Source organism: Rhizobium sp. CFBP 13726, from assembly GCF_014841925.1.
Classification (GTDB): domain Bacteria; phylum Pseudomonadota; class Alphaproteobacteria; order Rhizobiales; family Rhizobiaceae; genus Neorhizobium; species Neorhizobium soli.
Window position 1 is genome coordinate 417887 of the sequence record NZ_JACYUU010000004.1, and the last position, 24526, is coordinate 442412.

Below are 24526 nucleotides of genomic sequence, written 5' to 3' on the forward strand. Positions count from 1 at the left end.
TAGCGACTGCACAATCACAGTTGCAAGTCCGCCACATGACTTCTGTCAAGTTTAGCAGGTCTTTCGCGCTCGGGAGCCGGCAACGTGCCTTATCCCAGACCCAAGGCGGATCTCGCTGCCGCATCGGCCTGTTCATTTCCGGAGATTCCGGAATGCCCTTTGCACAATTGAATTGCTATAAGCGGGTTGTGCTCCAGGAGAGTGTCCAATTCGCGCCAGACATCTGCATCCGGGATTGGCCGACGACGTTCGTGCGGGTTTGATCTTACCCGCTTCCAGCCGTTGCCGCGCCACATGAACCGCCATCGACGACACCCTTCGACGACGTGGGCGGAATCGGTCCAGATCACCGCAGCCATTCCCGTCGCTTCGGCTTCAAGCCAAGACGCCGCGCGCATGACAGACAGCACCTCGAACGAATTGTTCGAGCTGCCGATCGTCGTCCCCGAGGCGACATGGATCTGCACGTCACCTTTGAAAGCGACGATCGCCCAGCCGCCAGATCGGGAAGTGGCGTCGAACGAACCGTCGGTATAGACCTGGAAGATATCGGTCATCGGGGAAAGCATAGCATCGACAGATCCGGCGACAATGTCCACTTGCTTGACCGAGCCTGCCGATTTCTCCCCATCCATCACGATCAGCGCCTGAAGGTCGCGAACAGCTTTCGGACGCTGTCTCCGCCCAAGATGACGAGGTCGAACTTCCGGCCAAACAGCAGCCACTCCCAACAGATACCCTTCATCTGCCAGTGCACGGCGCGGCTGCACGCGGCAGGAGTCCACAAGGGTGACAGCTGTCCCTTGTCTTCAGCCTTGGCAAAGATGCGCTCCATGTTTTTAGTGTGCTCAGCGCTGAGGGCGTCCATCTCCTGCAGGACAGGTTCGAACTCATGTTCGAAGTTCGTTCTCAGAAGGATCGTGAGGAGCCGCTGACGCTGGACGTCGCTTGCGAGCATCCCAAACCAGTCGAGAGCAATGGTTTCCACCGCCGAGATCGGATCAGTATCCTCGCAACCCGAGCCGGCAGCGTCGCTCATGTCGACCCGGGGAAGCTGCGCCGCGTTGTAGAGTTGGAGGAACAGGTCGCTCTTGCTGGCAAAGTGCCAGTAGACCGCTCCACGTGTGACACCCGCGGCAGCCGCGATTTCGTCCAGAGTACTGTTGGCGACGCCTTTTTCGAAAAAAAGCTGCTCGGCTGCGGTCAGGACGGCACAGCGCGTCTCGGCCGCTTCGGCTTTCGTTCGTCTCATCCTTGTCCTCCTCTTCCCGCTCTCCCCTACTCCGCCGGTTTGGGAGCTGCCTTTTCTGCTTCGTGGTTCGGCTCCTTCACGCGGAAGACTTTCATCACGAAGACGAAGAACACGGGAACGAAGAAGATGGCCAGCAAGGTCGCCGAGATCATCCCGCCGAGCACGCCGGTGCCGATCGCATTCTGACTGGCAGCACTGGCACCGGTGGCAATTGCCATCGGAACGACGCCGAGGGTGAACGCAAGCGACGTCATCAGGATCGGGCGGAAGCGCAGATGCGCTGCCTCGACCGTCGCATCAAACGTGGAGCGGCCTTCGGCGCGGAGGTCCTTGGCGAACTCGATGATCAGAATGGCGTTCTTCGCCGACAGACCGATAATGGCGATCAGCCCCACGAGGAAGTAGACGTCATTCGACATTCCCCGAAGCATGACGGCCGCAACCGAACCGATGACCCCGAGCGGCACGACGAGCATGACCGAGATCGGGATCGACCAGCTTTCGTACAAGGCTGCCAGCAGCAGGAACACGAAGAGCACGCTGAGCGCGATCAGGGCGGGTGCCTGCGACCCCGACTGGATTTCCTGCAGCGACTGGCCGGTCCATTCGTAACCGAAACCGTTCGGCAGTTCGCCGGCAAGCCGTTCCATCTCGGTGATGGCGTCACCGGAGGAGAAGCCCCGTGCTGCCTGGCCGGCGATGCGGATCGACGGGTAGCCGTTATAGCCAACAACCTGCGACGGGCCCCGGACCCATTCGACCGACGCGAATGAGGCCATCGGCCCCATGCCGCCATTGGCGTTGCGGACGTTGAGCCGCAGCAGGTCTTCTGTCTTCATGCGCTGCTTGCCGTCGGCCTGAACCTGCACGCGCTGCATGCGTCCCGCATTCGGGAAGTCGTTCACATAGGACGAGCCGAGGTTTGCGGTGATCGTCGAGTTGATGTCACCGAATGTGACACCGAACGTGTTGGCTTTCTCACGGTCGATGAGGAGGTTCACCTGCGCCGCATCCGGCATGCCTTCGATGCGAACGCCTGCGAGAACCGGGCTCTTGGCAATTGCGGCCATCAACTGGTCGCGCGCCGCGCCAAGTGCCGTCTGGCCGTTGCCGGCACGATCCTGCAATCGGAAGGTAAAGCCGGACGAGTTGCCGAGACCCTGGATCGGCGGCGGCGATAGAGAGAACGCGATCGCATCGCGGATGCCGAAGATCTGGCCGTTGATCCTCTTTGCGATCGCATCAGCCGAATCCTCGGGACCGCGATCCGACCAGTCCTTCAGGGTGATGAAGGCGAGCGCGGCATTCTGGCCGCTGCCGGAGAAGGAATAGCCGTTGATGGCGATAATGCGCTCGACGGCCTTTTCACTGAGCGCGATCTTTTCGATCTGCGCGACGACCTCGGTGGTGCGGTCGGTGCTTGCCTCGGCCGGTGCCTGAACGTCGACGATCAGGAAGCCTTGGTCTTCGTTGGGCAGGAACGAGCTCGGCAGCTGCAGATAGGCCCAGCCGAGGCCGACGAGAAGCGCGACGTAGATGACCATGAAGCGACCGGATCGCTTGATGATGCCACCGACCGTGCGGGAATAGCCATGCGAAGCCTTGTCGAAACCGCGGTTGAAAATGCCGAAGACGCCCTTTTTCTCGTGGTGATCGCCTTTGATCGGCTTGAGGAACGAACCGCACAGTGCGGGCGTGAGCGACAGGGCAAGGAAACCCGAGAACAGGATCGAGACCACCATGGTCAGCGAGAACTGCTGATAGATGATTCCGACCGCACCGGGGAAGAAGGCCATCGGGATGAACACCGCACTCAGGACGAGCGTGATACCGATGATGGCGCCCGAAATCTGGCCCATCGCCTTGCGGGTCGCTTCCTTCGGCGACAGCTTTTCCTGCGCCATGATGCGCTCGACGTTTTCGACGACGACGATGGCGTCGTCGACGAGAATGCCGATCGCGAGCACCATCGCAAACATGGTGAGCACATTGATGGAGAAGCCGGAGACATACATCACCGCACAGGTGCCAAGCAGCGCCACCGGGACGACCAGTGTCGGGATCAGCGTGTAGCGGATGTTCTGAAGGAAGACGTACATCACCACGAAGACGAGGATCATCGCCTCGATCAGCGTATGGATGACCTTCTCGATCGAGACTTCCACGAACGGGCTGGTATCGTACGGGATCTCGTATTCGATGCCGGACGGGAAATACTGCTGCAGCTCGGTCATGACCGCGCGCACGCCTTTCGCCGTGTCGAGTGCATTGGCGGTCGGCGACAGCTGGACGCCGATGGCAGCGCTTGGCTTGCCGTTGAGGCGGCTGGAAAAGTTGTAGCTTTCGCCGCCGACCTCGATGCGGGCGACATCGCGCAACCGCACCGACGAACCATCGGGATTGGCACGCAACACGATCGCTCCGAACGCTTCAGGGTTGGTCAGCTGGCCCTGGACGTTGATGGTTGCGGAAATCTGCTGGCCGATCGGGTTCGGCGTCGCGCCGATACGACCGGCGGCGACCTGCGCGTTCTGGGCGCTGATCGCAGCCGTAACATCGGAGGCCGTCAGCTTGAGGCCGACCATCTTGTCGGGATCCATCCAGATCCGCATGGAGCGCTGGGTCGCGAACAACTGAGCACTGCCGACGCCGGGCACGCGGCGGATCTCGCCAAGCACGTTGCGGTTCAGGTAGTCGCCGAGACCAATGACGTCAGTATTGCCGTCCGTGGAGGTCAGCGACACGACCATCAAGAACGATGTGCCTGCCTGCTCGACGCGCACGCCCTGCGATGTGACGGCGCCCGGCAGGCGGGGTTCGGCGCGGGCGATGCGGTTCTGCACCTCGACCTGCGCTTCGCCGATATTCGTACCGGGTGCGAAGGTGACGTTGATGGACACGCGGCCCGACGATTCAGACGTCGATTCGAAATAGATCAGCCCGGGAACGCCGTTCAGTTCTTCTTCGATCGGACGCGTCACGCCTTGGTAGATATCGTCTGGCGAAGCGCCGGGATAGTTGGTGGAGACGGTGATCTGCGGCGGCGCGACATTCGGATACTGCGCGATCGGCAGCATCGGAATTGTCAGCACGCCTGCGAGCATGATGAAGATTGCGACGACCCAGGCGAAGATCGGCCGGTCGATGAAGAAACTTGCCATGTAACCTGGTCCTTACTTCTTCGCCGGCTCGGCAGGAGCCGCATTGGCGTCGCCTTGCGCCGACTGCTCCGTCGCCGGCTTGTCCGCGGACCAGGGCTCAGGCTTGACGGTGGCGCCGGGAGCCGTCTTCTGGAACCCCTCCGCAATCACGCGGTCGCCGGCCTTAAGGCCCTGCGAGATGACCCAGCGTTCGCCAAGCGCACGACCGACGGTGACGCGGCGCTGCTCGACCTTGTCTTCGGCGCCGACCACGAGCACGCTCGCCTGGCCGCCGGAATCGCGCTGCAGGGCCTGCTGCGGCACGGCGAAGGCGTCGCGCTCCAGACCTTCCTCGATCTGCACGCGGACATACATGCCCGGGAGGAGATCCCCATTGGTATTGGGGAATTCACCGCGCAGGGTCACCTGCCCAGTGGTTTCATCGACCGCTGCTTCCGAAAACAGCAAACGGCCCGTTTCCGGGTATTTGGTGCCGTCGTCGAGCATGAGATAGGCGTTCGCCTCGTTCGGTCCCGTCATCAGCTTGCCGTCCTGCAGCGCCTTGCGCAGGCGGATCAGATCGGCGGCCGGTTGGGTGAAGTCCGCATAGATCGGGTCGAGCTGCTGGATGGTCGCGAGGTTTTCAGAGCCAGTCGAGCTGACCAGGGCGCCTTCCGTGATCAGCGCACGGCCGATGCGGCCGCTGATCGGTGCCGTGACATTGGCGTATTGCAGGCTGAGCTCGGCCTGGGCAAGGCCGGCCTGGGCGACGGCGACTTGAGCGTCCGCCTGCGCCAGTGCAGAGATCGCGGTATCGAGGTCCTGGCGAGTGGCGACGTTCGATTTGCTGAGCTGGGTCTGACGATCGGCGGTCTGGCGAGCCTGCATCTGCGCTGCCTGCGCACTCCGAAGCGTGGCCTGTGCGCTGTCGACCTGAACCTGGAACGGTGCCGGGTCGATGCGGTAAAGCACGTCGCCCGCTTTGACGATGGAGCCCTGTTCGAAGACGCGCTCGACGATAATCCCGGAGATACGCGGGCGCACCTCGGCGAGACGGGTCGGAGCGATACGGCCCGGCAGATCGCTGGTAATCGGCAAGGTCTCGGGCTGCACCGTCACCACGCCAACGGGCGATGGAGGCGGCGCCGGAGGTGCTGCGGCTTCTTCCTTCTGGCACCCGACGAGGGCGAGGAGGCAAGTGATGGTCAGGATAGATCGCAACGCCTTAGGCATCGAGTGCTCCGCACAAGGATAGTTTACATACAGTCGGGCACGTATATAACCGGCGTCTAGTTTTGTGCAATGCACATAATCGGTGTTTCACGAAGGATTTACGGATGCTGTCAGGATTTTTCGGAGCGGTTGGAGATACACCTGTTCCTCCGTCGAAAGCCGTCGTCGTTGCAATTTCGAGCGACGGCATGGCTGACGTCGCGACGGCTGAGGACGGGCGATGAATACCGTGACCTGCCATGGACACACCATCCGGATGCTGAACATCAGCGGCACTCTTTGGATCGCGGCACCTGACGCGCTTCGTGCGTTGGGCGTCGATATTGCGCGTAAGGGTGCAAGTGTTCACCTGCAGAAGCTGCCGCGAACGGAAGTGAGACTTGTCACGTCATCCCAGTATCCGGACCTTTTCGCGGGGCGCCGCGGAAACCCGAGGATGAACCTCGTGACAGAGCAAGGGCTTGCTTTGCTACGAGAGCAATCGGGAAAGTTTTGCGCGGGTTAGGCATCTCTCCCAGCCGACTGGCCTCACCGCAGCGCCTCCTCGAACGCCGGTCCGGACACGAATGCAGGCACAGCGGACTACGAGACACCTTTACTGACCACTCTCGGGAGCTCTGCCCACAGCCAACTCCGGTGCCTGACCTGCAGCTTTGAAAGCAATCCCTTGGATAATCTCTCCGACAGGCGCTTGCCGCAGCGTCGCGCGGGCATATCTGTTGCTGGATTGAATTCGAGCAAAGGACCATTCAATGGCTGACCCGACGACATACGATACGGACCGCGGTGAAGGCGGCGAGACCCACCAGCATGTTCCGTCCGATGGCTCGCATCCTGCTCAGGCCCACCTGACGACAAACCACGGCGTTCGGATCTCCGACAATCAGAACAGTCTGAAATCCGGCAATCGCGGTCCGAGCCTGCTTGAGGACTTCGTTCTCCGCGAGAAAATCTTTCATTTCGACCACGAACGCATCCCTGAGCGCATCGTGCATGCCAGAGGCTCTGCCGCACACGGTTACTTCGAGCTCACGGAATCCCTCAGCGACGTGACAAAAGCCGACGTGTTTCAGCGTGTAGGGGACAAGGTTCCGGTTTTCGTCCGCTTCTCGACCGTTGCAGGCGGCGCTGGCTCTGTCGATACCCCTCGCGACGTTCGCGGCTTCGCCGTCAAATTCTACACGCAGGAAGGCAACTGGGATCTGGTCGGCAACAACATTCCGGTCTTCTTTATCCAGGATGCAATCAAGTTTCCCGATCTCATTCACTCGGTGAAAATGGAAGCTGACCGCGCCTATCCGCAGGCCGGTAGCGCGCACGGTACCTTCTGGGATTTCGCGTCGCTGATGCCTGAGACCACCCACATGCTTCTATGGGCCATGTCGGACCGTGGCATTCCGCGCTCGCTGCGCATGATGCAGGGCTTTGGCATTCATACGTTCCGCTTCGTCAACGAAGAGGGCAAGTCGACCTTCGTGAAGTTCCACTGGAAGCCGAAGCTCGGCGTTCAGTCGACGATCTGGGATGAGGCGCTCAAGCTTCAGGCCGCCGACAACGACTACCACCGTCGCGATCTCTGGGAAGCCATCGACAGTGGTGATTTTCCGGAATGGGAGCTCGGCGTTCAGCTTTTCGACGAGGAATTCGCAAGCAAGCTCCCCTACGACGTGCTCGACTCCACCAAGATCATCCCGGAAGAGATTTTGCCGGTCAAGATCGTCGGTCGGCTTGTGCTTGATCGCAACCCCGATAACTTCTTCGCCGAAACGGAACAGGTGGCTTTCCTGCCGTCGAACGTCGTCCCGGGAATCGACTTCTCCAACGATCCGCTGTTGCAGGGCCGGTTGTTCTCCTATCTGGATACCCAGAAATCGCGTCTCGGCACGGCCAATTTCCATCAGCTGCCGATCAACGCGCCGAAGTGCCCCATGCAGAACTTCCAGCGTGACGGCATGATGCAGATGAGCGTTCCGAAGGGTCGTGCCAATTACGAACCCAACAGCCTCTCAATGGCTGGAGAAGAAGGCGGCCCACGCGAGTGTCCCGCAACTGGCTTCAGGTCGTTTGAACGGGCGACAGGTGATCAGGAACAGGGCGACAAGCTGCGGGTCCGCGCCGAGCTTTTTGCCGACCATTACAGCCAGGCACGGATGTTCTGGAAGTCTCAGACAGCGTCCGAGCAGGCGCATATCGCGTCGTCTTTCGTGTTCGAGCTTTCCAAGGTCGAGTTCGATCACGTTCCGCCGCGCGTTCTTGGCAATCTTCTGAACGTTGACGAGGAGTTGGCGCAGCGGGTCGCCGATGGTCTTGGAATCGACCTTCCGGCTGCCAATCCGGCTGCACGGGAACCGGTCGATCTCGATCCGTCGCCAGCCCTGTCGATCCAGAAGAACATGGTCGAGACGGTCAAGGGTCGAAAGATCGGCATCCTTATTGCTGATGGCACCGATGCGAAGGCATTGAGTGATCTGAAGAACGCCATCAGCCAAGCTGGCGCCACCGCATTCGTCGTTGCGCCTAAAATCGGAAAGGCAAAACTGTCCGACGGCAACGTAACGAAAGCCGATGGTCAGCTCGCCGGTTCGCCGTCACAGCTCTTCGACGCGGTCGCGGTTCTCCTCTCGAAGGAAGGCAGCGACATGCTGACCCGAGAAGCAGCAGCGGTCCAGTGGGTGATGGATGCGTTCGGCCACCTCAAGGCTATCGGCCATACGAACGAGGCCCAGCCACTGCTGCAGAAAGCCGGCGTCGAAACCGATGACGGTGTTGTCGGGATGGACGGCTTCCTGAAGGCCGCTGCAAAGCGGTACTGGGATCGCGAACCCAAGGTGCGCATGCTCGCCTAACGCAATAAATAGCCCGGCGTGTCACTGCTTCGTGGCATGCCGGATATAGCAAATGAGGGGGTGGGAACGGACCGTTCCCACCCCCTCACGCGTTTATGATGGTCGCGATTTCGATGACCAGCTGAGTGCAGGATCCCAGTCAACGGTCCCGATCGGCTAGTTGAAGGGCCGGCTGACAGTGCGCTTGACGTCTGCCATGGAGGGGCCACGGACTGTCCGGTATCTTGCGGCGACAAGGTTATAGATACCGAACGCTGCGAGCCCGGCTGCGATGACGATGAAGATGGTCGCACCGCCCGGCAGCTCGCTCAACCAGTCCATCGCGTCAGCCATGCCGCCAGCTTGATCAGGATCGACCTTGAAGCCGGCATAGGCAAACAGGATGCCGACAACGGCAAAGACGACACCGCGGGCGACGAGACCGTATACACAGACATAAGTAAGCCAACTGGCATTGCTCGGGATGCTGATATACTTCTCGAATTTCCGGGTCACGCCCTTTATCATGGTAACGACGCCGCCTGCGAACAGGCCAATGCCGGCGATGATGGCGAGGTAGGAGCCGAAAGGTTGGGACATGATCCATGTCGCCAGGCCCTTCTCTCCAGAACCACCGCCTCCGCCGCCCGAAAAGACCGAAAGCCCGATTGCGTAGATCCCGAGACCGACATAGGTCACGGCGCTGCCGAGAAGGCTTGCTCGAATGATCATTCCTTTGGCATCGCTGCCATGTCCGTCACTGTCGGCCAGAGCCTGAGCAAGCCGCCAGGCCACAAAACAGAAAAGCCCGATGCCGATTATCCCGACCCAAACCTTGCCGAACGGCTGATCCAGCAACGACGATATGGCCGACTTGCTTTCGGGGCGACCGCCGCCGAAGCTCGAAAACAGCGCCAACGCCGCAACCAGAAGAAAAACGACACCTCGCGCGGCATAGCCGAACTTAGCTAGCATCTCGAAACGAAATTCCTGCGGCACGCGCTTCTCCCTGGACGACGTCGGTAAAGGATCGAAACGCTCGGTACGGCATAAGGTTGTCGAAAACTACAGGTGAACCTCAAAGAAGAACCGCATCGCCTTCGTTCACATCCCTGTTTGCCACAAAGCGCAACCTGCAGCGCCAAAGCGCAGGCCGGTCGAGCGCGCCTTATGGCTCGCCCAAAACGAAAAAGCCTGCCGCGGGAGGAGGTGCGGCAGGCTTTTCGAAAAGATCGAACAACGGCTGGGAGGAGGAGTGCCGCTGTTCTGCCAGACGCCCATTGGGAGGAGTGGTCGCCTGGAACACGAAGCTCTGCGGGAGAAGGTGCATTGCTTCGTTGGAAGACTGGATATTCCATTTATCCGAATGTAGAAAGGCAGCATGTTGCAGTGCAGCTATGCACAATAAGCGGCACTACCTCGTTGACGGCTTGAGGATGAGTGCCCATGAGCCGCGTTCTCTCCTAGAATTTTCTGACCGGTGACGGAGCTTTGTCCGATCGGCCTGGTTTTTTCTTTGGAGCCTCTGACGCGAATGCTGCGGGCGGGTACCAGTAGCCGTCGCTGTGGCGCCGGTAGCCCTGACGGCGTTCCTTCATACCGCGGTGGCCCTTGAGCATATGCTGTTTGCCCTGTTGCTTCTGGACAAGCTGAACGTCACCCCTGGAAAGCGGCTTCGCCCCCATCATCTGGGCATTGGCAGTGGAGATCCCGGTCAGCACGAGTATGCCGACCAATCCTGTCGCGAGGTATGCAGAGTATTTCAATGTCAGCTCCTTTGATAGCAAGCGAACAACAGCAAAAGCTCCATGCGGTTCCTATCAGGGATCTGACATTTACGTTTATTTACAGTTATTTACACTTACTGAAAATCGCCTGATCAGCAAGCGAGAGGCGCTCAGGAATATCGGCGCGAACCGATCATATGAAGTGGTTGTCAGCCGAGTGCTCGTTTCCGCTGCATCGGTCTTTGGTGTTGTCCCGGTAATATCCCGCACGACGATCAAGATCTGTGCGCTGTTTAGATGCGGCGTCTGAAGCGGCCGCGTGACACAAAGCACCCAAACCGTCGTGTGGCTTTACCGCGCGGAACATTTAGCCAAGAGCACGCGTTGGAAAGAAAATTGTAAATTAGGCATGCTCATGAACGACTCGATCTCGGCGAAAAGGGGGGCACAGGACGCCGGGGACAAGCTTCTTGCAGAGCATTCTTCCAAGGATCCCTTCTCCGCAGCATTCAAAGCAACCCGGATGCCGATGATCATCACGGATCCGCGCCAGTACGACAATCCGATCATCTTTTCCAACAAGGCCTTTAGTGACCTGACCGGATATCCGGCGGACGAACTGGTGGGACGCAACTGCCGTTTTTTGCAAGGACCCGAGACCGACCCAGCGTCAGTTCAGAAGATAAGGGAAGCAATCAGGGATCAGAGGTCGATCGCGATTGATATCGTCAACCACCGGAAAGACGGCTCGACGTTCTGGAACGCTCTTTTCATCAGCCCTGTGTTCGACGATCAGGGCGATCCGCTCTACTACTTCGCGTCGCAGCTTGATTTCACAGATGACAAGACGTTGGAGATGCAGTCCGCTTCGGCGCGTCGGAGAGCCGAGGCGGAGGTCGCTGCCCGAACAGCAGAACTCACCCAGGCCCTCGATGCAAAGACGACCCTCGTGCACGAGGTCGACCACCGCGTCAAGAACAACCTGCTGACCATCGCTTCGATCGTGAAACTCAAGGCCAGGAAAACACGGGACGAAACGGTCCGGCATACGCTTTTGTCGGTTCTCAACCGTGTCGAGGCCCTCAGCACGGTGCAACGCAAGCTCTTCATGTCGAACGACGTCGGTCGCTTCGATGTCGCCGACTTTGCCCGCGATCACGTTGTCGACCTTGTGGGATCGCTCGGGCGCGACGATATCCGGATCACCATGGATCTGTCACCGGTTCTTGTGCCCGCCGCCAAGGCCTCCCCACTGTCTCTGATCGTCAATGAACTCATTGGCGATGCGGTCCGACGCGGATTGAGCGTGGGCGGTGGAGAGATCCACCTCGTGGTCAATCGTCCAAACGGGCATTTCATCATCGAAGTCCGCGATACGGCCGATCCGGTTGACGTCGACGAAGAGGATAACGAATTCGGACGGCTGATGCTGGAGACGTGCTGCCGTCAGGTCGAGGCCGAGATCGAACGTGAGGTAGAGGGTCGGCGAACCACTGTCCGCATCATCTTGCCGCTAGATAGCTGATATGGAGCATAGCTTGAAAATCATGATCGTTGAAGACGAGGCCCTTCTGGCGCTTGAGCTCGAAGAAGAAGTCGAGGCGGCGGGCCATTCTGTAATCGGTCAGGCCATGAACCGGAAAAAGGCGCTGGCCATTCTGGAAGGCCAGATACCGGAATTTGCCTTTGTCGATGTGCATCTGACCGATGGCCCGACCGGGCTCGAGGTCGGGCGGCACCTTGCCGACCGGGGGATCCCGTACGTATTCATCACCGGAAACCTGAAGCGCATTCCGGAAGATTTCGTGGGTGCAATCGGTGTAATCGAAAAGCCGTATACGATGAACGGCTTGAAGAATGCTCTCGAATACATCGCGCGACTTCTGCGCGGCGACATCGGGTTGAGCGTTCCACCCAGCATTATCGTCGCGCCGCCTGCACCGTGATTGAGACTGATTGAACTACCGGGAACTCCCCGCAACATTCGCCCACTGCCGTCTCGCGGCTACCTTGCACTCGCAGTTCAGAAACGGCCGACAATGACTTCGACACGGATATCCATACGCTTGCGATCGGATACACAATGAACACGGTATCCCAGCGACCGCACGAAGTCGCATTGGCAAACACGATGGACGTTGCTCTCATGGCGGAAATCCTGTCCGCAAGCGACGACTGTATCAAGGTTATCGACCTCGCCGGCAACATTACGTTCATGAGCGCTGGCGGCATGCGCGTCATGGAAATCGACGATTTCGAAACCATCCGCAACTGTCCTTGGCCTGATTTTTGGAAAGACGACGGGAACGCGGCAGCGCGCGAAGCGCTTGAGGCTGCGCGCTCCGGACGTAGCTGTAGCTTTGTCGGGACGGCGGAAACGGCCAAAGGAAACTCGCGGTGGTGGGAAGTGAAAGTTTCCCCAATCCTTGGAGGAGACGGCAAGCCCGATCGGATCCTGTCCATCTCCCGCGACATCACAGGAACGAAAAAAGCGGAACAGGCAGCCATTCGCTCCGAGCGCCGGATGAAGGAAACTCTCGAGGCTGGAAGCCTCGGGTATTGGGAGCTCGACCTCGCGACGATGGCACTCCAGACCTCTGACGTGTGCCGGGAAAACTTCGGTCGTCACAGGGACCAGTCCCTCAGCTATGACGATCTGCAGAGCGCTATCCATCGCGACGACTTGCCCCGCATGCAAGCCGCGGTGGAGGAAACCCTGGCAGGAAGCTCGGACTACGATGTCCAGTACCGCGTCATCCGTCCCGACGGTGTTGTGGCCTGGGTGCTCGCGCGTGGCCAGCTCGTCCACGATGACCGGGGGCAGGCCGTCGCGATGTGCGGCGTATCGCTCGATATCACCGAGCTCAAATCCATGCAGGACAAGCTTTCACGAAGCGAAGAGCGCCTGCAGCTTGCTCTCGGCGCATCGACAATGGTCGGCATCTGGGATTGGGATCTGAAGACGAACCTGATCTATGCCGACCCCAACTTCGCCGAGATCTATACGGTAGAACCGGGTCGCGCAGCCGCTGGCGCGCCGCTTGAGGAATACACCCGGAATTTCCATCCCGACGACATGCCAGCGTTCGAAGCGGAACTGGGGCGGTTGTTCGAGGGACAGTCGACCTTCGATAACGAATACCGCATCATCCAGCCAGGTGGCGGTGTTCGCTGGGTCCACGCAAAGGGCCGTCTTATCCGCGACTCCTCCGGCGAGCCCGTGCGTTTTTCGGGTGCATCTGTCGAAATCACCGAGCGTAAGCAGGCCGAAGAAACACAAAAGCTGCTGATGCACGAACTCGCGCACCGGGTCAAAAACACGCTTGCCGTAGTGCAGGCCATCACCACCCAGTCTTTGCGCAATGCCCAGACGGTGGACGATGCGCGCGACAAGATCCAGTCGCGCCTCTCCGCTCTTTCCAAAGCGCATGACATGCTGACGCAAGAGGATTGGCGCGGAGCCGAATTGCGCGATGTGGTGGCCAACACTGTCTGCAATATCGGGATGCAGGACAGCGACCGCATCAAGGTTCGTGGGACGACCGTCATGCTCGGACCCCAGGCTGCCATGTCCTTCGGCCTGGTACTTCACGAGTTGATGACCAACGCCGTCAAATACGGTGCGCTTTCCAACGAGGTTGGCCATATCGATATCGAGTGGTCTGTCGTGCCACAGGGTGGCGAGAACAGGCTTCAGTTTAGCTGGATCGAAGTGGACGGACCAATCGTCGCCGTTCCAGAGCACAAGGGTTTCGGATCAAAACTGATCAAGTCGAGCCTGGGCTCGATGGGATCTGTTGATGTCGCTTATAATTCCACAGGACTTGTGCTGAAGATGGATGCGTCAATGGCTCAAATCGGGGCGGTGCTCACAGTCTGAGGTGGCAGCAGCCAACACTTCCCGACAGTGCTAGCTGTTCAGCCATGCGTCCTTGACGTCGGCCGTCGCGTTGTCGGGCTTGGAATCCCCAATGAAGATCAGTACCGGTCCGCTGTTCTTGCGAACCGGATCGTAGAAATCGAGTAGATCAGGATACTCGTTTTGGATGAAGCCCGGGAACGGTTGCTGGTCGCGTAGGAAATGGTCGACCACGACCTGGTCGCCGTGCACGGAGTTGGGAACGGTTCCGCAACTGCCCGGCGCAATCCAGTGATCCGGATCGCGTTTGAACCGCTCGTACAGAAACGAGAAATCGTCTTTGTTCCAGCGCATCAACGCGGTCGACGCTCGAGACTTCAGGAAATGATCCTCCATCACAACGGCATCGCCTTTTGATGCAAGCTCGCTGGCCGAGGACATGAAGATCGTGTCCAGGTCGCAGAGTATGTTGACATCGTCGGAGAGCTCGGGACGGAAAGCCTCGAATTTCGACCACCACTTCGGCCAGTCATGGCGAAATTTGACGGTCTCGACACCGTCCATTGCCTCATCGAAATCCGTGACACAGACGATGCGATCAAGGCCTGCAATATGCCGCCTCGCCCCGCGGGCAAGGCGTTCCACCCAGATCGGCTCGTAGCGCCCCCCGGAGCGCAGGACGGTCGTCAACGTGACCATGATCAGACGACCTTGAGCAACGGGCTTGCAATACGCCGCGCACCACCCATCCAGAGCTGGTCGCAGAGCTCTTCCAGCCAGTTTGCGGCCCTGGCCGCAGCGGCCGGCTCGTGCAGAGTTGCAAGTGCTTCCGTGTCGAGCTCTTCGGCACGCTGCAGAAGCCCCCGCCATCCCTCGTAATCTCCCGGCCAGTATGGAGCGGAAACCGCTGCGCCAAGTCGGACGAGCTCGGATGCCTTGCGATGCTGTTCGGAAAAATACCGCCATTCGGGCATCACCACGAATTTCCGGGCCGCACGCGCAATCTCATGAACCGTGTTGTCGCCAGCGGAGGCCACAACGATATCGGCCGCTGCGATATGGTCCGTGACGTTGTCGACCCAGCCGAGTTCCTTCAAATTGGGGAAATCCGTCTCATGGCCTTCCCGCAGAACAGGACCGGCGACGAGCCACAGCGCATCCGGGACGGCCCGTGCGGCAATCGTCAGCGGCGCATAGGGCGTGCCGCTGCCGCCGCCACCTGTCATGACCAGCACGATCTTCTGATCCGAGGGCAGCCCAAGTCTCTGGCGTGCCTCTGCACGGGACAGAACCTGATCGCGGGTGGTGCAAAGACCACCCGTATAGAACGTCTTGTCGCGAAGATGGCGCGGATAGTCCTGCTGCTCCATACGCTCGTCGAACGGCGCCAGAATGCCGACCATCGCTTCGTAGGATCCGATATGACCGACGTCGTTGCGGTCGCCGTGGAGGCGCATCTGAACTGTTGGGGTGGAGCAGATCCGACCCAACATTCCGATCTCCGACGACACGTCCACGACAAACAGACCAATATCGCGGTCGTCGAGATGCTCGACGATGGTGCGCATCGTTTTCCGCATCGACGGCAGGCCCAAGGGAACGCAGTGCATGACCGATGGTGTAGGCTCATCGAACAACCGCGCGGTCGGGACCGTTTCGCCGATCATGTTCGGCAGCGCGACGACTTCGACGCTTGAGCTTACGGACTCGAAATAGTCCGGCCCGGCCGTCAGAACAGAGACCTGCCTGTCCTGGCTGAAATGCTCGGCAATGGCCATGATCCGGTTGGCATGCCCGCGGCCCTGATGATGGGCGAAAAACGCGATTGGCTTTTTCATACTCGATAATTCCTATGAATACAGAACGGTACCGGGCTGTCGCGCGGCCTCAATTTCAGTCGGGTCCGGAAAGCGCAGGACGTCCAGCGCATCGCCATCCTCCTCCCATCGAATCAGCCCCGCCTCGCGGAACTGGCCAAGCCAGTAGCCCATGCACCAGCGGCCATGCTTTTCCTGAAAGAGGCGGGCATTGCGAAGGATCGGGTCGAAGTTGTGCAGAGGCGGTATGAGGACCGGGTGATGCTGGTGGTAGACGCGCGCGCCACCCACCCGGTAGGTCTTCACTCCGGCCTGCTCTGCCGATGCGGCGAAGTCGGTTTCTTCCCCGCCATAACCGACGAAGCGCTCATCCATACCGCCGATCGCTTGCCACGTGCTTTTTCGCAGCGCGAAGGACAGGCCCCAAAGCTGGCCGCCATCCGGTTCCTGCTCGACACGGCCGAATTCAGGAAACCGAGGCTTGGAGACATGCGGTTTGCCGAGCTCGTCGAGCACACCGTAGTCTCCCCGGAAATCGGTCACTTCTGCCGGCAGATACAGAACTTCGCTCAGACAGATACCGTCATGCTCGTTCAAGGCGGCAGAGTAGGATTCAACAACCGTTGGCGACGCGATGCAGTCAACATCGAGAAACATGAGTGTGTCCCCCGACGCCGCGTTTGCCGCCGCGTTCCGCGCCTTAGCAAGCGGCAAGTCCTCTCCCTCGACGAACACGTGCTTGACCGGAAACGGCAGGCTCGGCAGATCCTCGAAAGGCTCCGGCTGCATCCAGGCGATCACGAGTTCCGTCGGAAGGCACGACTGCTCCCCAAGGCTGCGCATCAGGTTGGCGAGATGTCGCTCGCGGCCACGAACCAGGGTCAGGACACTGAGAGACATTCAGCCTCCGCCTGTCTGCGGAAGTGGAGAACGCCTTCGATGATGCCTGCCGCATGGGTTTCTGAGGCGATATAGGAATGGCTGAGTGCAGGAAGCGTGGCCAGTCCATCCGAGTAGTTGGCGACGATGATCGACTGCGGGATGGCCTGAAGCATCTCGATATCGTTGCCGGAATCGCCGGCGACGAACACCATGTTTTCAGACAGTCCAGCACCACGACGGACGTAGTCAACGGCCGTACCCTTCGATGCCTTGAGCGGCAGGACGTCGAGGTACCGTCGATGGCTGTGGATCACCGACGCGCGCAAACCTGCCTTTTCCAGCAGTTCCTTGATGCGTGCCACGACGCCGCTCGAGCCGTCACTGAAATAGCTGAGCTTGAAATCGCGCTGTTCGAGTGACGCCTGCGGGGTGAGGAAGCCTGCCTTGCGCAGAACTCTCTCGATGCCGCTTCGGTCCCAGTTCTCGGCGATGCGCTCGGCCCAATGCCGGTCATACTCGTAGGAGACGCCGTTCTCGCTCAGGTGATAGATCTCGGATCCGACCGAGGTGATCATGACTTCCGGCCTCGGCACATCCTCCTGTTCGAGAATGGCCATGGCGCTGTGGAAGGAACGACCGGTCGCGACCCCGAAAGACAATCCACTCTGCTGTCGCCGCCAATTGCCAAAGGCATGAAGATGCGGAACCGATCCCACCAGAGTGTTGTCGATGTCGCTGATCAGTAGCTGCGAGGGCTTTTCCGTCTTGGCTGCGGGCTTGTCGATCAGCTCCGAGAGCAGGCCGTGATACCGTTCGGTATGTCGTGCCCAGTCATAACAGGCGACAGCACGTTCGCCGGCCTTGGAGTAAGTCTGCCACGTTTCCGAGCAGGCCAGGATTTTCAGCGCGGCGGAAGCAAGACCGTCCTCGTCGCGCGGGTCTATCAAGACACCGTTGCCGCAGGTCTCGACGATATCATTGGGGCCGCCGCTGTCTGTCGCGATCAAAGGCAGACCAACGGCCGAGGCTTCCAGGAGCGTCAATCCGAACGGTTCGTTGAGTGCCGGATTGACGAAAATGCCACCGCGATCGCGAGCATAGGCATAATAGGCTGGCACCAAATCCGGTTGATGCATCTTCGGATAGGCGATCTTGCCGTACAGATCGTAGGTATCGACGAGATGAAGGATTTCGCGCAGGTTGTCCGCGAGATCCGGTTCGAGCTCGTCGATTTCGCAGCGGTTGCCGGCGAGGATCACAAGGTTCGCAGCTTCCTGGAGCGCTGGCGATTTTCCGTAGGCCCGTACAAGCCCGATCAAGTTCTTTTTGGTGACCGGGCGCGCGATGGCAAGCAAGACAGGCTTTTCCGGTTCAGCGAGGAAACGAGAGAGCTGGACCTCGACAGTTTCCGATGACTGGGCGCCCTGAAAAGCATCTAGGTCGCTGCCGGGCGGAAGCACGCGGATTTTGCCGGCGTCGTAGTTGTCATATCCTTTGTACTGCAGCTCAGCCTCGTCGCGCGAGGACGCAATGATCAGGGACGCCTCTTCAAGCGCGCATTCTTCCGCCGCAAGACGATGCGTCATGGATGCATCCGATGCGATTTCCGGCATGGCCGAAATTTTCACCCTGCCGAGCGAATGCCCCGTGAAAACGAAAGGGATGCCCAACTCCTTTTTGATCCGCGCAGCGACGACCGCAGCATCCGCGTAATGCGCATGGACAATGTCAGGAAGCCCATGTTCGCGAAGGTGCGCGATCAGCGCGTCGTTGAAGGATGCAACCTCTGCATGCATATCCTCTTTGCTGACATAATCGGGGCGGTTGGTACGCAACCGTACAATCGAAATCTGGGGGCTCACGGCCTCGGAAGGCCGCTGATAGTCCTCGCCGTGGCCTTCGAAGGCACGCGTTGCGATCACTATTTTGGAGTCGGTGTCAGAGGCTTCACAGGCGCCGACAAGATCCATCAAGTAGCGGATATGCCCGCCGGTATCGGCCGTTAGCCCATACTCGACATTATTTCCGCGCAGACACCCTTGAAGTGCGACATGAAGAACGAACATACACAACCTTTCTGAGCAACAAGGATACAAAATGCTAGAATGCGCACCGCAACTCCCGAAGCCGATAAGGGTTGCGCAGGTTGCACCAAGTATCTTCCCCGTTCCTCCCCGCGATCATGGCGGAACGGAGCGTGTGATCCACGATCTCTGCGTAGCGATGCAACGCCAGGGTTGTGAGGTTACCCTGTTTGCGGCATCCGACAGCACCACGCCGGTCACCCGTATCGGGTCCCTGCCGAGCCTGCAGTTTCTGGAGAGCGAACACGGCACCGTGCCGCCTTCGATACCGGCAGTGCTCGAAAGCGTGACGTTGGATGAGGTTCGCCAGCGGCTCGACGAGTTCGACATCCTGCATTTCCACGGCGAGTTCTTTCACGCGACCCTGCTGGGCGATCAGCGCTCGAAATCGCTGACAACGATCCATTGGCGCGTCGACGAGCTTGACCGGAAGCTGTTCTTCAATGCCTTCCCCGACCTGCCGGTCGCGGCCATTTCAGCGTCCCAGCAACGTGGGATCCCAGAAGCCAACCGCGCCGGCGTCGTCCTTCACGGCGTCGACGGAGACCGCTTTGAGCCCTCCTTTGAGCCCGGGTCCTATCTCGCCTTCATCGGGCGCATGACCGACCAGAAGCGGCCGGACAAGGCAATCGACGTTGCGGTCGAGTGCGGTCACCCCATCAAGCTCGCCGGTACGGTTGACGTCGGCAATCCTCTCTATTTCGACACCTATGTCCGGCCGAAGCTTGGCGATGGTGTCGAGTATGTCGGGCCGGTCGGTGATGCGGCCAAGAGCGAGCTGCTCCGCGGTGCGACAGCGCTGCTGTTTCCGATCGACTGGCCGGAACCGTTCGGTCTGGTCATGATCGAGGCGATGGCCTGCGGTACGCCTGTTATTGCATGGAACAAGGGTTCGGTCTCCGAAGTGGTCGAAGACGGTGTCACCGGCTTTATCGTCGAGAACGAAGCGCAGGCAGTCGAGGCCGTCAACAAGGTGGGAAGCCTCGATCGCCGCCGCATCAGCGCCCGGTTCGAGGAGCGCTTTACCGCAGACCGCATGGCGCGGGACTATATCGAGATGTACAAGAGGATGCTGAAGTCGTGATGCGGACAGCGCTTCTCGCCTGGGACTACCCGCCGTCTCCAAGCGGACTTTCGACGGCGGCCAGGGAGATCGCTATGGCGCTCTCTGGCGAGGGCTGCGACGTGACTGTCTTTACGCTCGATCGCTCGGGAGCCGAGGACATAGACGGCGTTCGCGTCGTCGGTTGTGATATCCCGGATCAATCCCGTATCGGCCGCCTGCGCAAATGGGCTGCGATCGGTCACGCCGCCGCACCGCTGCGGTTCCGCCAGGCCGTTTTGCGTGATCATGCGGCAAAGCCCTTCGACGTGGTGGAAGCAACCAACTGGTACGCGCCAGCGAGTTTGCTGACGGGTCGCCACGGATTTGCGCTTGTGACGCGCAATTCGACGCCCGCTGCCTGGAGCAGGATGGCTGAGCTGCCGGTTCGAGACAAGCTGGACGCGGCTGCTGCGGACTTGCTGGAGAAGAAGCAGGCAGGGTCGAGCGCCGGGCTGATCTCCAATACGGACGAACACGGTCGACGGATCGTCGACCTCTATAAGATCAACAGCCAAATACCGCATCGGACGATCGGTCTTTCGCTGCCGCCTGAATTGCTGAAGACGGCACAGTCATCGCCCTACCCGGCTGGAGAGGAACCTGTCAGAATCCTGTTCGTCGGACGTGCGGAACAGCGCAAGGGTTTTGCAGAGCTGATGGGCGCGGTAGAGCTCCTGGCCGCCGAAGTCGCTTCCGGAACACTTCCTCCGTTTCACGTCAATCTGCTCGGCGTGCCGTCCGTCGATCTGCCGTCGCAGATGAGCGCTGTTGCGCGCGAACGGGTAACCGCCCTGGGCCGCCAACCCGACGAAATGCTCCACGACCTCTATCGGCAGGCTCATATCGTTGCGGCACCGTCGCGATACGAAAGCTTCGGACTGGTTTACCAGGAGGCGATTGCGTTCGGGCGGCCCGTGGTCGCATCGGCTGAAGATCCGAGCGCGCGGGAATTCGTCGGAGCGACCGGAGCCGGGCTACTCGCGGAACGAACGCTTCCCCAGGACATCGCAGCCTCATTGCGATCCCTTATCCAGTCGCCACAGTTGCGCGAACAACTGCATCACCGCGCCGTGCTGGCCGCCGGCCGTTTCGATAGACCCTATCTCGGTCGCGAGACCATGGCGCTCTACCGGCAGGCAATAGCCAAGTCCGGAAAGGCAAGATCTTGAAGGACGAGACAAACATCCGAGACGAAAGCCATATCGCGATCATCGGCAACTGCCCTGACTTCGTCGATGCCGGGCAGATGACTGATCGCTGTGACTGGGTCACGCGATTTAACAATACCGCTGGGTTCATGGACGTCTCGGGGACGGCGATCTCCGAACTGGTTCTCGTCAGCCGCGGCGGACAGGCGACCGAATGGCTGGCCGACCCGGAGTTCACCAATCGCCCCGCGGTGCGGAAAGCCGCACTGATTACATTGGTTTTTCCGCCGAGTTCGGATCCCGGCGACGAATGCGGCGCCTTGGAGCTGACGTCGTTGCTGGAGGGCATCGGAAAACGCGTGCGCTATATCGAGCAATCCGTTCACGATCAGGCCCGACAGGAGCTGGAGGCGCTGGGCGCGCCGCCGGACGCAGCCTTGAGCTCGGGTTTCGTCTATGCGTTCGAAACCCTCCTCGATCGACCGGAAGATGCGCCGCCTGTGATCGTGGCGGGCTTTTCGTTCGAAGGCTGGGACGGTCATGCCTGGGGCGCCGAAAAGCGCTGGTTCGGAGACATGCAACAGTCGGGACGGCTCGATATTCGCGGGCTGTAAACCCGTCGTCAGGATAACGGCTGGCGCGTTCTGTGGCTGCCTGAGCCGCTTGCCCGACCAGAATTTCTAAATGGACGGAACTTCGGTCGGACTCACGCCTTCTAACGCCATGAAAAACAAAATCCTGCTCGTCTCGCTTCTATCCTCAATCACATTCGGAGCCGCGCAAGCGCAGGAATTGACCGCTGAGGTGGTCAATAACGCGGATATTGCTTCTGTTCCGCCAGAGCCAGTCCAGCAGCAGGAGAAGCCTGCCCCGGATCCCGCGATCATTCACCTTCAGGTTCTCCTCGATCGCGCCGGCGCTTCCCCGGGCGTGATCGACGGCCTGGACGGAAACAATGTTCGCAAGGCTGTCGCGGGTTTCGAAGCTCTCCAGAGCCTTCCCGTCGACGGGAAAGTCGACCCCGACGTGGTTACGCGTCTGGCAGACGATCAGCATGTCGTCGGTCCATACCAGATCGATCCCGATGATGCTGCAGACATCGTCGCCGAGATTCCGAAGGACTATGCCGAACAGGCCAAGATGGAGCATCTTGGCTTTACCAGCGTCGCTGAAAAGCTCGCCGAGCGGTTCCATATGGACGTGGACCTCGTGCATGCACTGAACCCATCGGCGAAATTCGAGGCCGGCGAAACCATCTTGGTCGCCAACATCGGTGCGCCCCGCGCCGGCGTCGTCAAACGGATAGAAGCTCGTCGCAAGGAAGGACAACTGGTCGCTTACGACGACCAGAATGCTATCATCGCGGTTTATCCGGCAACGATCGGGAGCGAGGATAATCCGTCGCCCTCCGGCAAGCACAAGGTCAACGGCGTCGCCCGTAACCCGACCTATGAATACAATCCGAAAATCAACTTCCAGCAGGGACAAAACAAGTCCAAGCTCACACTCCCGAGCGGTGCCAACAATCCTGTCGGAACGGTCTGGATCGATCTGTCGGAGCCGACCTATGGCATTCACGGAACGCCGGAGCCGTCGCTGATCGATAAGGCGGGCTCGCACGGTTGTGTGCGTCTCACGAACTGGGACGCCGAGGAACTGGCCAGCATGGTGAAGCCCGGCGTGATGGTCGAATTCGAAGACTAAAGCGTTACTTCGTCACGCGCGCATAGGCGCCCAGAATGAGCCGTTCGGCGCGCAGAAGGTAGGCCTCGAGCATGATGGATGCTTCCTGCGCGCGACCCGCTTCCAGTTCGGTGAGGATCTCGAGGTTCTGGTCGATGAACGGACCATGCAGCAGCTCCGGATCGCGCAGTAGGCCGAAGACGAGGCGCAGTTCCAGGGATATCTGTGCGTAGAAGGCCGAAAGGCGTGAGCTGTCGGCGAGTTCCACGACGGCTGAATGGAATGCGATATCGGCAGTACCGACGCTCAACCAGTCCTTCGTCTCCCGCGAGAGTGCCGCCGCCTCGACGGCCGCCCGCATTTTCGCAACGCCCGGATGGCGCGGATGCGCATTGGCAATTGCCGAGCATTCGATAACCCGCCGGACGCGGTAGATATCGATGATTGTTGCCATGCTGGGCGTCGAAACGAAAACGCCCCGATTGGCTTCGTATCGCAGCAGCCCTTCCTTGGTCAGAATGCGGAATACTTCGCGCAACGTGTTGCGTGATACCTGCATCTCGTCGCTGAGCGTCAGTTCGGAAAGATGGCTGCCGGGGGTAAGCCTGCCGGAGATAACCTGATCGCGGATACGACTGGCAACGCTTTCGGCAAGCGTCTGCACCGGCTCGCCCGGACGCGCAATCACTGGACCGTTGCCGTCTGGAACAGAAAGCACGCCTTTATCAGCGCCTTGCAGTTTGCGTTCAGCCAAGCCTTTGCCCCTCGCTCCGGATCTCGTCTCAATTTTCGGTAAAGCGCTTCGATCCCCGTCACAAGCGAAATGAGCCGGACCCGAACCCGCATGGTCCACTAAACCGTGCAAAACACGGGTGACGCATCATTATTGCGCATTTGCCTAACTGTAGAGCAACATATAAAAATTGTTCAACACTCTGGACAGCATTGTTCGCCTTTGTTAGCGTCTAGTCAACGAGGATGAGGGCGCGCGGACAGTATGCTGACCATCGACATCAACAGTGACTTGGGCGAGAGCTTCGGCGCCTGGAAGATGGGTGACGATTCTGCCATGCTCGACGTGGTGAGCAGCGCCAACGTCGCCTGTGGTTTCCACGCCGGCGATCCGGCAGGGATCCTTAAGACAGTGAAGGCCGCCGCAGAACGTGGCGTGGCGATTGGTGCGCATGTCGGCTATCGCGATCTGGCAGGCTTTGGCCGTCGCAACATGGATCCTTCGAGCGAAGAACTGATTGGCGACGTGATCTATCAGATCGGCGCCTTGCAGGGCCTGGCCAAGGCTGCCGGCACCCGCGTTACCTATGTGAAGCCGCATGGCGCGCTCTACAATACGATCGCCATCGACGCGCGGCAGGCAGCCGATGTGATCGCCGCAATCCGGGCCATCGATCCTTCGCTGGTGCTGATGGCGCTGGCCGGTTCACAGCTGGTTGAGCAGGCCCGTAGTGCCGGCCTGACCGTCGTTGCCGAGGCCTTTGCCGATCGCGCCTATACGCCGGAAGGCAACCTTGTCTCCCGCCGCGAAAAAGGCTCGGTCCTGCATGATCCCGAACTCGTGGCCCAGCGGATGCTGCGCATGGTCCGCGACGGTGCGATCGAAGCGATCGACGGCACGATGACGAAGATCGATGCGCAGTCCATCTGCGTGCATGGCGACAGCCCAGGCGCAGTCGCGATCGCGCAGCGGCTGCGCGCGCTTCTGGAAGAATCCGGCCATGCCGTCCAGCCCTTCGCGCCGGCCGTATAACCCGGC

General features: G+C 59.9%; 20 protein-coding genes. 9 read left to right on the plus strand and 11 right to left on the minus strand.

From position 1 onward, the window contains the following. Nucleotides 1–89 precede the first annotated feature (89 nt). The 4 genes from IFT66_RS18725 to IFT66_RS18740 are packed head-to-tail and all read right to left on the minus strand — an operon-like array spanning nucleotide 90 to nucleotide 5625. Nucleotides 90–635: an RNase H family protein gene (locus IFT66_RS18725; protein WP_342344794.1), complete on the minus strand. Its 546-nt coding sequence runs from the start codon at nucleotides 633–635 to the stop codon at nucleotides 90–92. A 5-nt stretch (nucleotides 636–640) separates the two neighbouring features. Then, nucleotides 641–1252: a TetR family transcriptional regulator gene (locus IFT66_RS18730; RefSeq protein WP_062459490.1), complete on the minus strand. Its 612-nt coding sequence runs from the start codon at nucleotides 1250–1252 to the stop codon at nucleotides 641–643. 26 nt (nucleotides 1253–1278) lie between these two features. Continuing rightward, a complete protein-coding gene (locus IFT66_RS18735) occupies nucleotides 1279–4413 on the minus strand; it encodes an efflux RND transporter permease subunit (RefSeq protein ID WP_192078505.1) in 3135 nt (1044 codons plus the stop codon). A 12-nt stretch (nucleotides 4414–4425) separates the two neighbouring features. Further along, nucleotides 4426–5625, minus strand: a complete 1200-nt coding sequence (locus tag IFT66_RS18740; RefSeq protein ID WP_113111521.1) for an efflux RND transporter periplasmic adaptor subunit — start codon at nucleotides 5623–5625, stop codon at nucleotides 4426–4428. Nucleotides 5626–6377: 752 nt separating this feature from the next. Between IFT66_RS18740 and IFT66_RS18745 the strand changes: the two genes are divergently transcribed. Then, nucleotides 6378–8471 carry a catalase gene (locus IFT66_RS18745; protein WP_192078506.1) on the plus strand — a complete coding sequence of 698 codons (2094 nt, stop codon included), beginning with the start codon at nucleotides 6378–6380 and terminating at the stop codon, nucleotides 8469–8471. Between the two features lie 156 nt (nucleotides 8472–8627). Here the strand turns inward: IFT66_RS18745 and IFT66_RS18750 are convergent, their stop codons facing one another. Further along, complete coding sequence (locus IFT66_RS18750) at nucleotides 8628–9449, minus strand: DUF1206 domain-containing protein (RefSeq protein WP_192078507.1); 822 nt, start codon at nucleotides 9447–9449, stop codon at nucleotides 8628–8630. 464 nt (nucleotides 9450–9913) lie between these two features. Beyond that, complete coding sequence (locus tag IFT66_RS18755; RefSeq protein WP_156461779.1) at nucleotides 9914–10216, minus strand: hypothetical protein; 303 nt, start codon at nucleotides 10214–10216, stop codon at nucleotides 9914–9916. Nucleotides 10217–10592: 376 nt separating this feature from the next. Here IFT66_RS18755 and IFT66_RS18760 point away from each other — a divergent pair, with 376 nt between their 5' ends. From IFT66_RS18760 to IFT66_RS18770, 3 genes are all read left to right on the plus strand, one after another. Beyond that, complete coding sequence (locus IFT66_RS18760; protein WP_192078508.1) at nucleotides 10593–11702, plus strand: PAS domain-containing protein; 1110 nt, start codon at nucleotides 10593–10595, stop codon at nucleotides 11700–11702. A 13-nt stretch (nucleotides 11703–11715) separates the two neighbouring features. After that, complete coding sequence (locus IFT66_RS18765) at nucleotides 11716–12123, plus strand: response regulator (RefSeq protein ID WP_062459470.1); 408 nt, start codon at nucleotides 11716–11718, stop codon at nucleotides 12121–12123. Between the two features lie 137 nt (nucleotides 12124–12260). Then, nucleotides 12261–14057: a PAS domain-containing sensor histidine kinase gene (locus IFT66_RS18770; RefSeq protein ID WP_192078509.1), complete on the plus strand. Its 1797-nt coding sequence runs from the start codon at nucleotides 12261–12263 to the stop codon at nucleotides 14055–14057. Between the two features lie 30 nt (nucleotides 14058–14087). Here IFT66_RS18770 and IFT66_RS18775 read toward each other — a convergent pair whose 3' ends face one another. The 4 genes from IFT66_RS18775 to IFT66_RS18790 are packed head-to-tail and all read right to left on the minus strand — an operon-like array spanning nucleotide 14088 to nucleotide 18801. Next, the gene (locus IFT66_RS18775) at nucleotides 14088–14735 is read right to left on the minus strand and encodes a hypothetical protein (RefSeq protein ID WP_192078510.1); all 648 of its coding nucleotides are present in this window, start codon (nucleotides 14733–14735) and stop codon (nucleotides 14088–14090) included. A 2-nt stretch (nucleotides 14736–14737) separates the two neighbouring features. Next, nucleotides 14738–15874, minus strand: coding sequence for a glycosyltransferase (locus IFT66_RS18780; RefSeq protein ID WP_192078511.1), 1137 nt, complete (start codon nucleotides 15872–15874; stop codon nucleotides 14738–14740). Between the two features lie 12 nt (nucleotides 15875–15886). Then, nucleotides 15887–16753, minus strand: coding sequence for a galactosyltransferase-related protein (locus IFT66_RS18785; RefSeq protein WP_184655443.1), 867 nt, complete (start codon nucleotides 16751–16753; stop codon nucleotides 15887–15889). Then, nucleotides 16735–18801: an HAD-IIB family hydrolase gene (locus IFT66_RS18790; RefSeq protein ID WP_192078512.1), complete on the minus strand. Its 2067-nt coding sequence runs from the start codon at nucleotides 18799–18801 to the stop codon at nucleotides 16735–16737. The genes IFT66_RS18785 and IFT66_RS18790 overlap by 19 nt, the downstream gene beginning before the upstream one ends. Nucleotides 18802–18832: 31 nt before the next feature. Between IFT66_RS18790 and IFT66_RS18795 the strand changes: the two genes are divergently transcribed. From IFT66_RS18795 to IFT66_RS18810, 4 genes are all read left to right on the plus strand, one after another. Next, a complete protein-coding gene (locus IFT66_RS18795; protein ID WP_192078513.1) occupies nucleotides 18833–19903 on the plus strand; it encodes a glycosyltransferase family 4 protein in 1071 nt (356 codons plus the stop codon). Then, nucleotides 19903–21093, plus strand: coding sequence for a glycosyltransferase family 4 protein (locus IFT66_RS18800; protein ID WP_192078576.1), 1191 nt, complete (start codon nucleotides 19903–19905; stop codon nucleotides 21091–21093). The genes IFT66_RS18795 and IFT66_RS18800 overlap by 1 nt, the downstream gene beginning before the upstream one ends. After that, the gene (locus tag IFT66_RS18805; RefSeq protein ID WP_192078514.1) at nucleotides 21090–21686 is read left to right on the plus strand and encodes a hypothetical protein; all 597 of its coding nucleotides are present in this window, start codon (nucleotides 21090–21092) and stop codon (nucleotides 21684–21686) included. Before IFT66_RS18800 ends, IFT66_RS18805 begins: the two co-directional genes overlap by 4 nt. Before the next feature lie 109 nt (nucleotides 21687–21795). After that, a complete protein-coding gene (locus IFT66_RS18810; RefSeq protein ID WP_192078515.1) occupies nucleotides 21796–22776 on the plus strand; it encodes a L,D-transpeptidase family protein in 981 nt (326 codons plus the stop codon). Nucleotides 22777–22780: 4 nt separating this feature from the next. On the opposite strand, the gene IFT66_RS18815 is transcribed toward IFT66_RS18810, so the two are convergent. Then, nucleotides 22781–23443 carry a GntR family transcriptional regulator gene (locus IFT66_RS18815; RefSeq protein ID WP_446737840.1) on the minus strand — a complete coding sequence of 221 codons (663 nt, stop codon included), beginning with the start codon at nucleotides 23441–23443 and terminating at the stop codon, nucleotides 22781–22783. 309 nt (nucleotides 23444–23752) lie between these two features. Here IFT66_RS18815 and IFT66_RS18820 point away from each other — a divergent pair, with 309 nt between their 5' ends. Further along, nucleotides 23753–24520 (plus strand): LamB/YcsF family protein, encoded by a 768-nt coding sequence (locus IFT66_RS18820; RefSeq protein WP_062578181.1) that lies wholly within the window; start codon nucleotides 23753–23755, stop codon nucleotides 24518–24520. Nucleotides 24521–24526 lie beyond the last annotated feature (6 nt).

What these genes read in the sequence shown, in the direction of transcription:
- IFT66_RS18785 (WP_184655443.1), bottom strand. Translation starts at nt 16,753, where the DNA reads ATGTCTCTCAGTGTCCTGACCCTGGTTCGTGGCCGCGAGCGACATCTC.
- IFT66_RS18810 (WP_192078515.1), top strand. Translation starts at nt 21,796, where the DNA reads ATGAAAAACAAAATCCTGCTCGTCTCGCTTCTATCCTCAATCACATTC.
- IFT66_RS18745 (WP_192078506.1), top strand. Translation starts at nt 6,378, where the DNA reads ATGGCTGACCCGACGACATACGATACGGACCGCGGTGAAGGCGGCGAG.
- IFT66_RS18820 (WP_062578181.1), top strand. Translation starts at nt 23,753, where the DNA reads ATGCTGACCATCGACATCAACAGTGACTTGGGCGAGAGCTTCGGCGCC.
- IFT66_RS18790 (WP_192078512.1), bottom strand. Translation starts at nt 18,801, where the DNA reads ATGTTCGTTCTTCATGTCGCACTTCAAGGGTGTCTGCGCGGAAATAAT.
- IFT66_RS18780 (WP_192078511.1), bottom strand. Translation starts at nt 15,874, where the DNA reads ATGAAAAAGCCAATCGCGTTTTTCGCCCATCATCAGGGCCGCGGGCAT.
- IFT66_RS18775 (WP_192078510.1), bottom strand. Translation starts at nt 14,735, where the DNA reads ATGGTCACGTTGACGACCGTCCTGCGCTCCGGGGGGCGCTACGAGCCG.
- IFT66_RS18800 (WP_192078576.1), top strand. Translation starts at nt 19,903, where the DNA reads ATGCGGACAGCGCTTCTCGCCTGGGACTACCCGCCGTCTCCAAGCGGA.
- IFT66_RS18770 (WP_192078509.1), top strand. Translation starts at nt 12,261, where the DNA reads ATGAACACGGTATCCCAGCGACCGCACGAAGTCGCATTGGCAAACACG.
- IFT66_RS18735 (WP_192078505.1), bottom strand. Translation starts at nt 4,413, where the DNA reads ATGGCAAGTTTCTTCATCGACCGGCCGATCTTCGCCTGGGTCGTCGCA.
- IFT66_RS18725 (WP_342344794.1), bottom strand. Translation starts at nt 635, where the DNA reads ATGGATGGGGAGAAATCGGCAGGCTCGGTCAAGCAAGTGGACATTGTC.
- IFT66_RS18730 (WP_062459490.1), bottom strand. Translation starts at nt 1,252, where the DNA reads ATGAGACGAACGAAAGCCGAAGCGGCCGAGACGCGCTGTGCCGTCCTG.
- IFT66_RS18740 (WP_113111521.1), bottom strand. Translation starts at nt 5,625, where the DNA reads ATGCCTAAGGCGTTGCGATCTATCCTGACCATCACTTGCCTCCTCGCC.
- IFT66_RS18795 (WP_192078513.1), top strand. Translation starts at nt 18,833, where the DNA reads ATGCTAGAATGCGCACCGCAACTCCCGAAGCCGATAAGGGTTGCGCAG.
- IFT66_RS18760 (WP_192078508.1), top strand. Translation starts at nt 10,593, where the DNA reads ATGAACGACTCGATCTCGGCGAAAAGGGGGGCACAGGACGCCGGGGAC.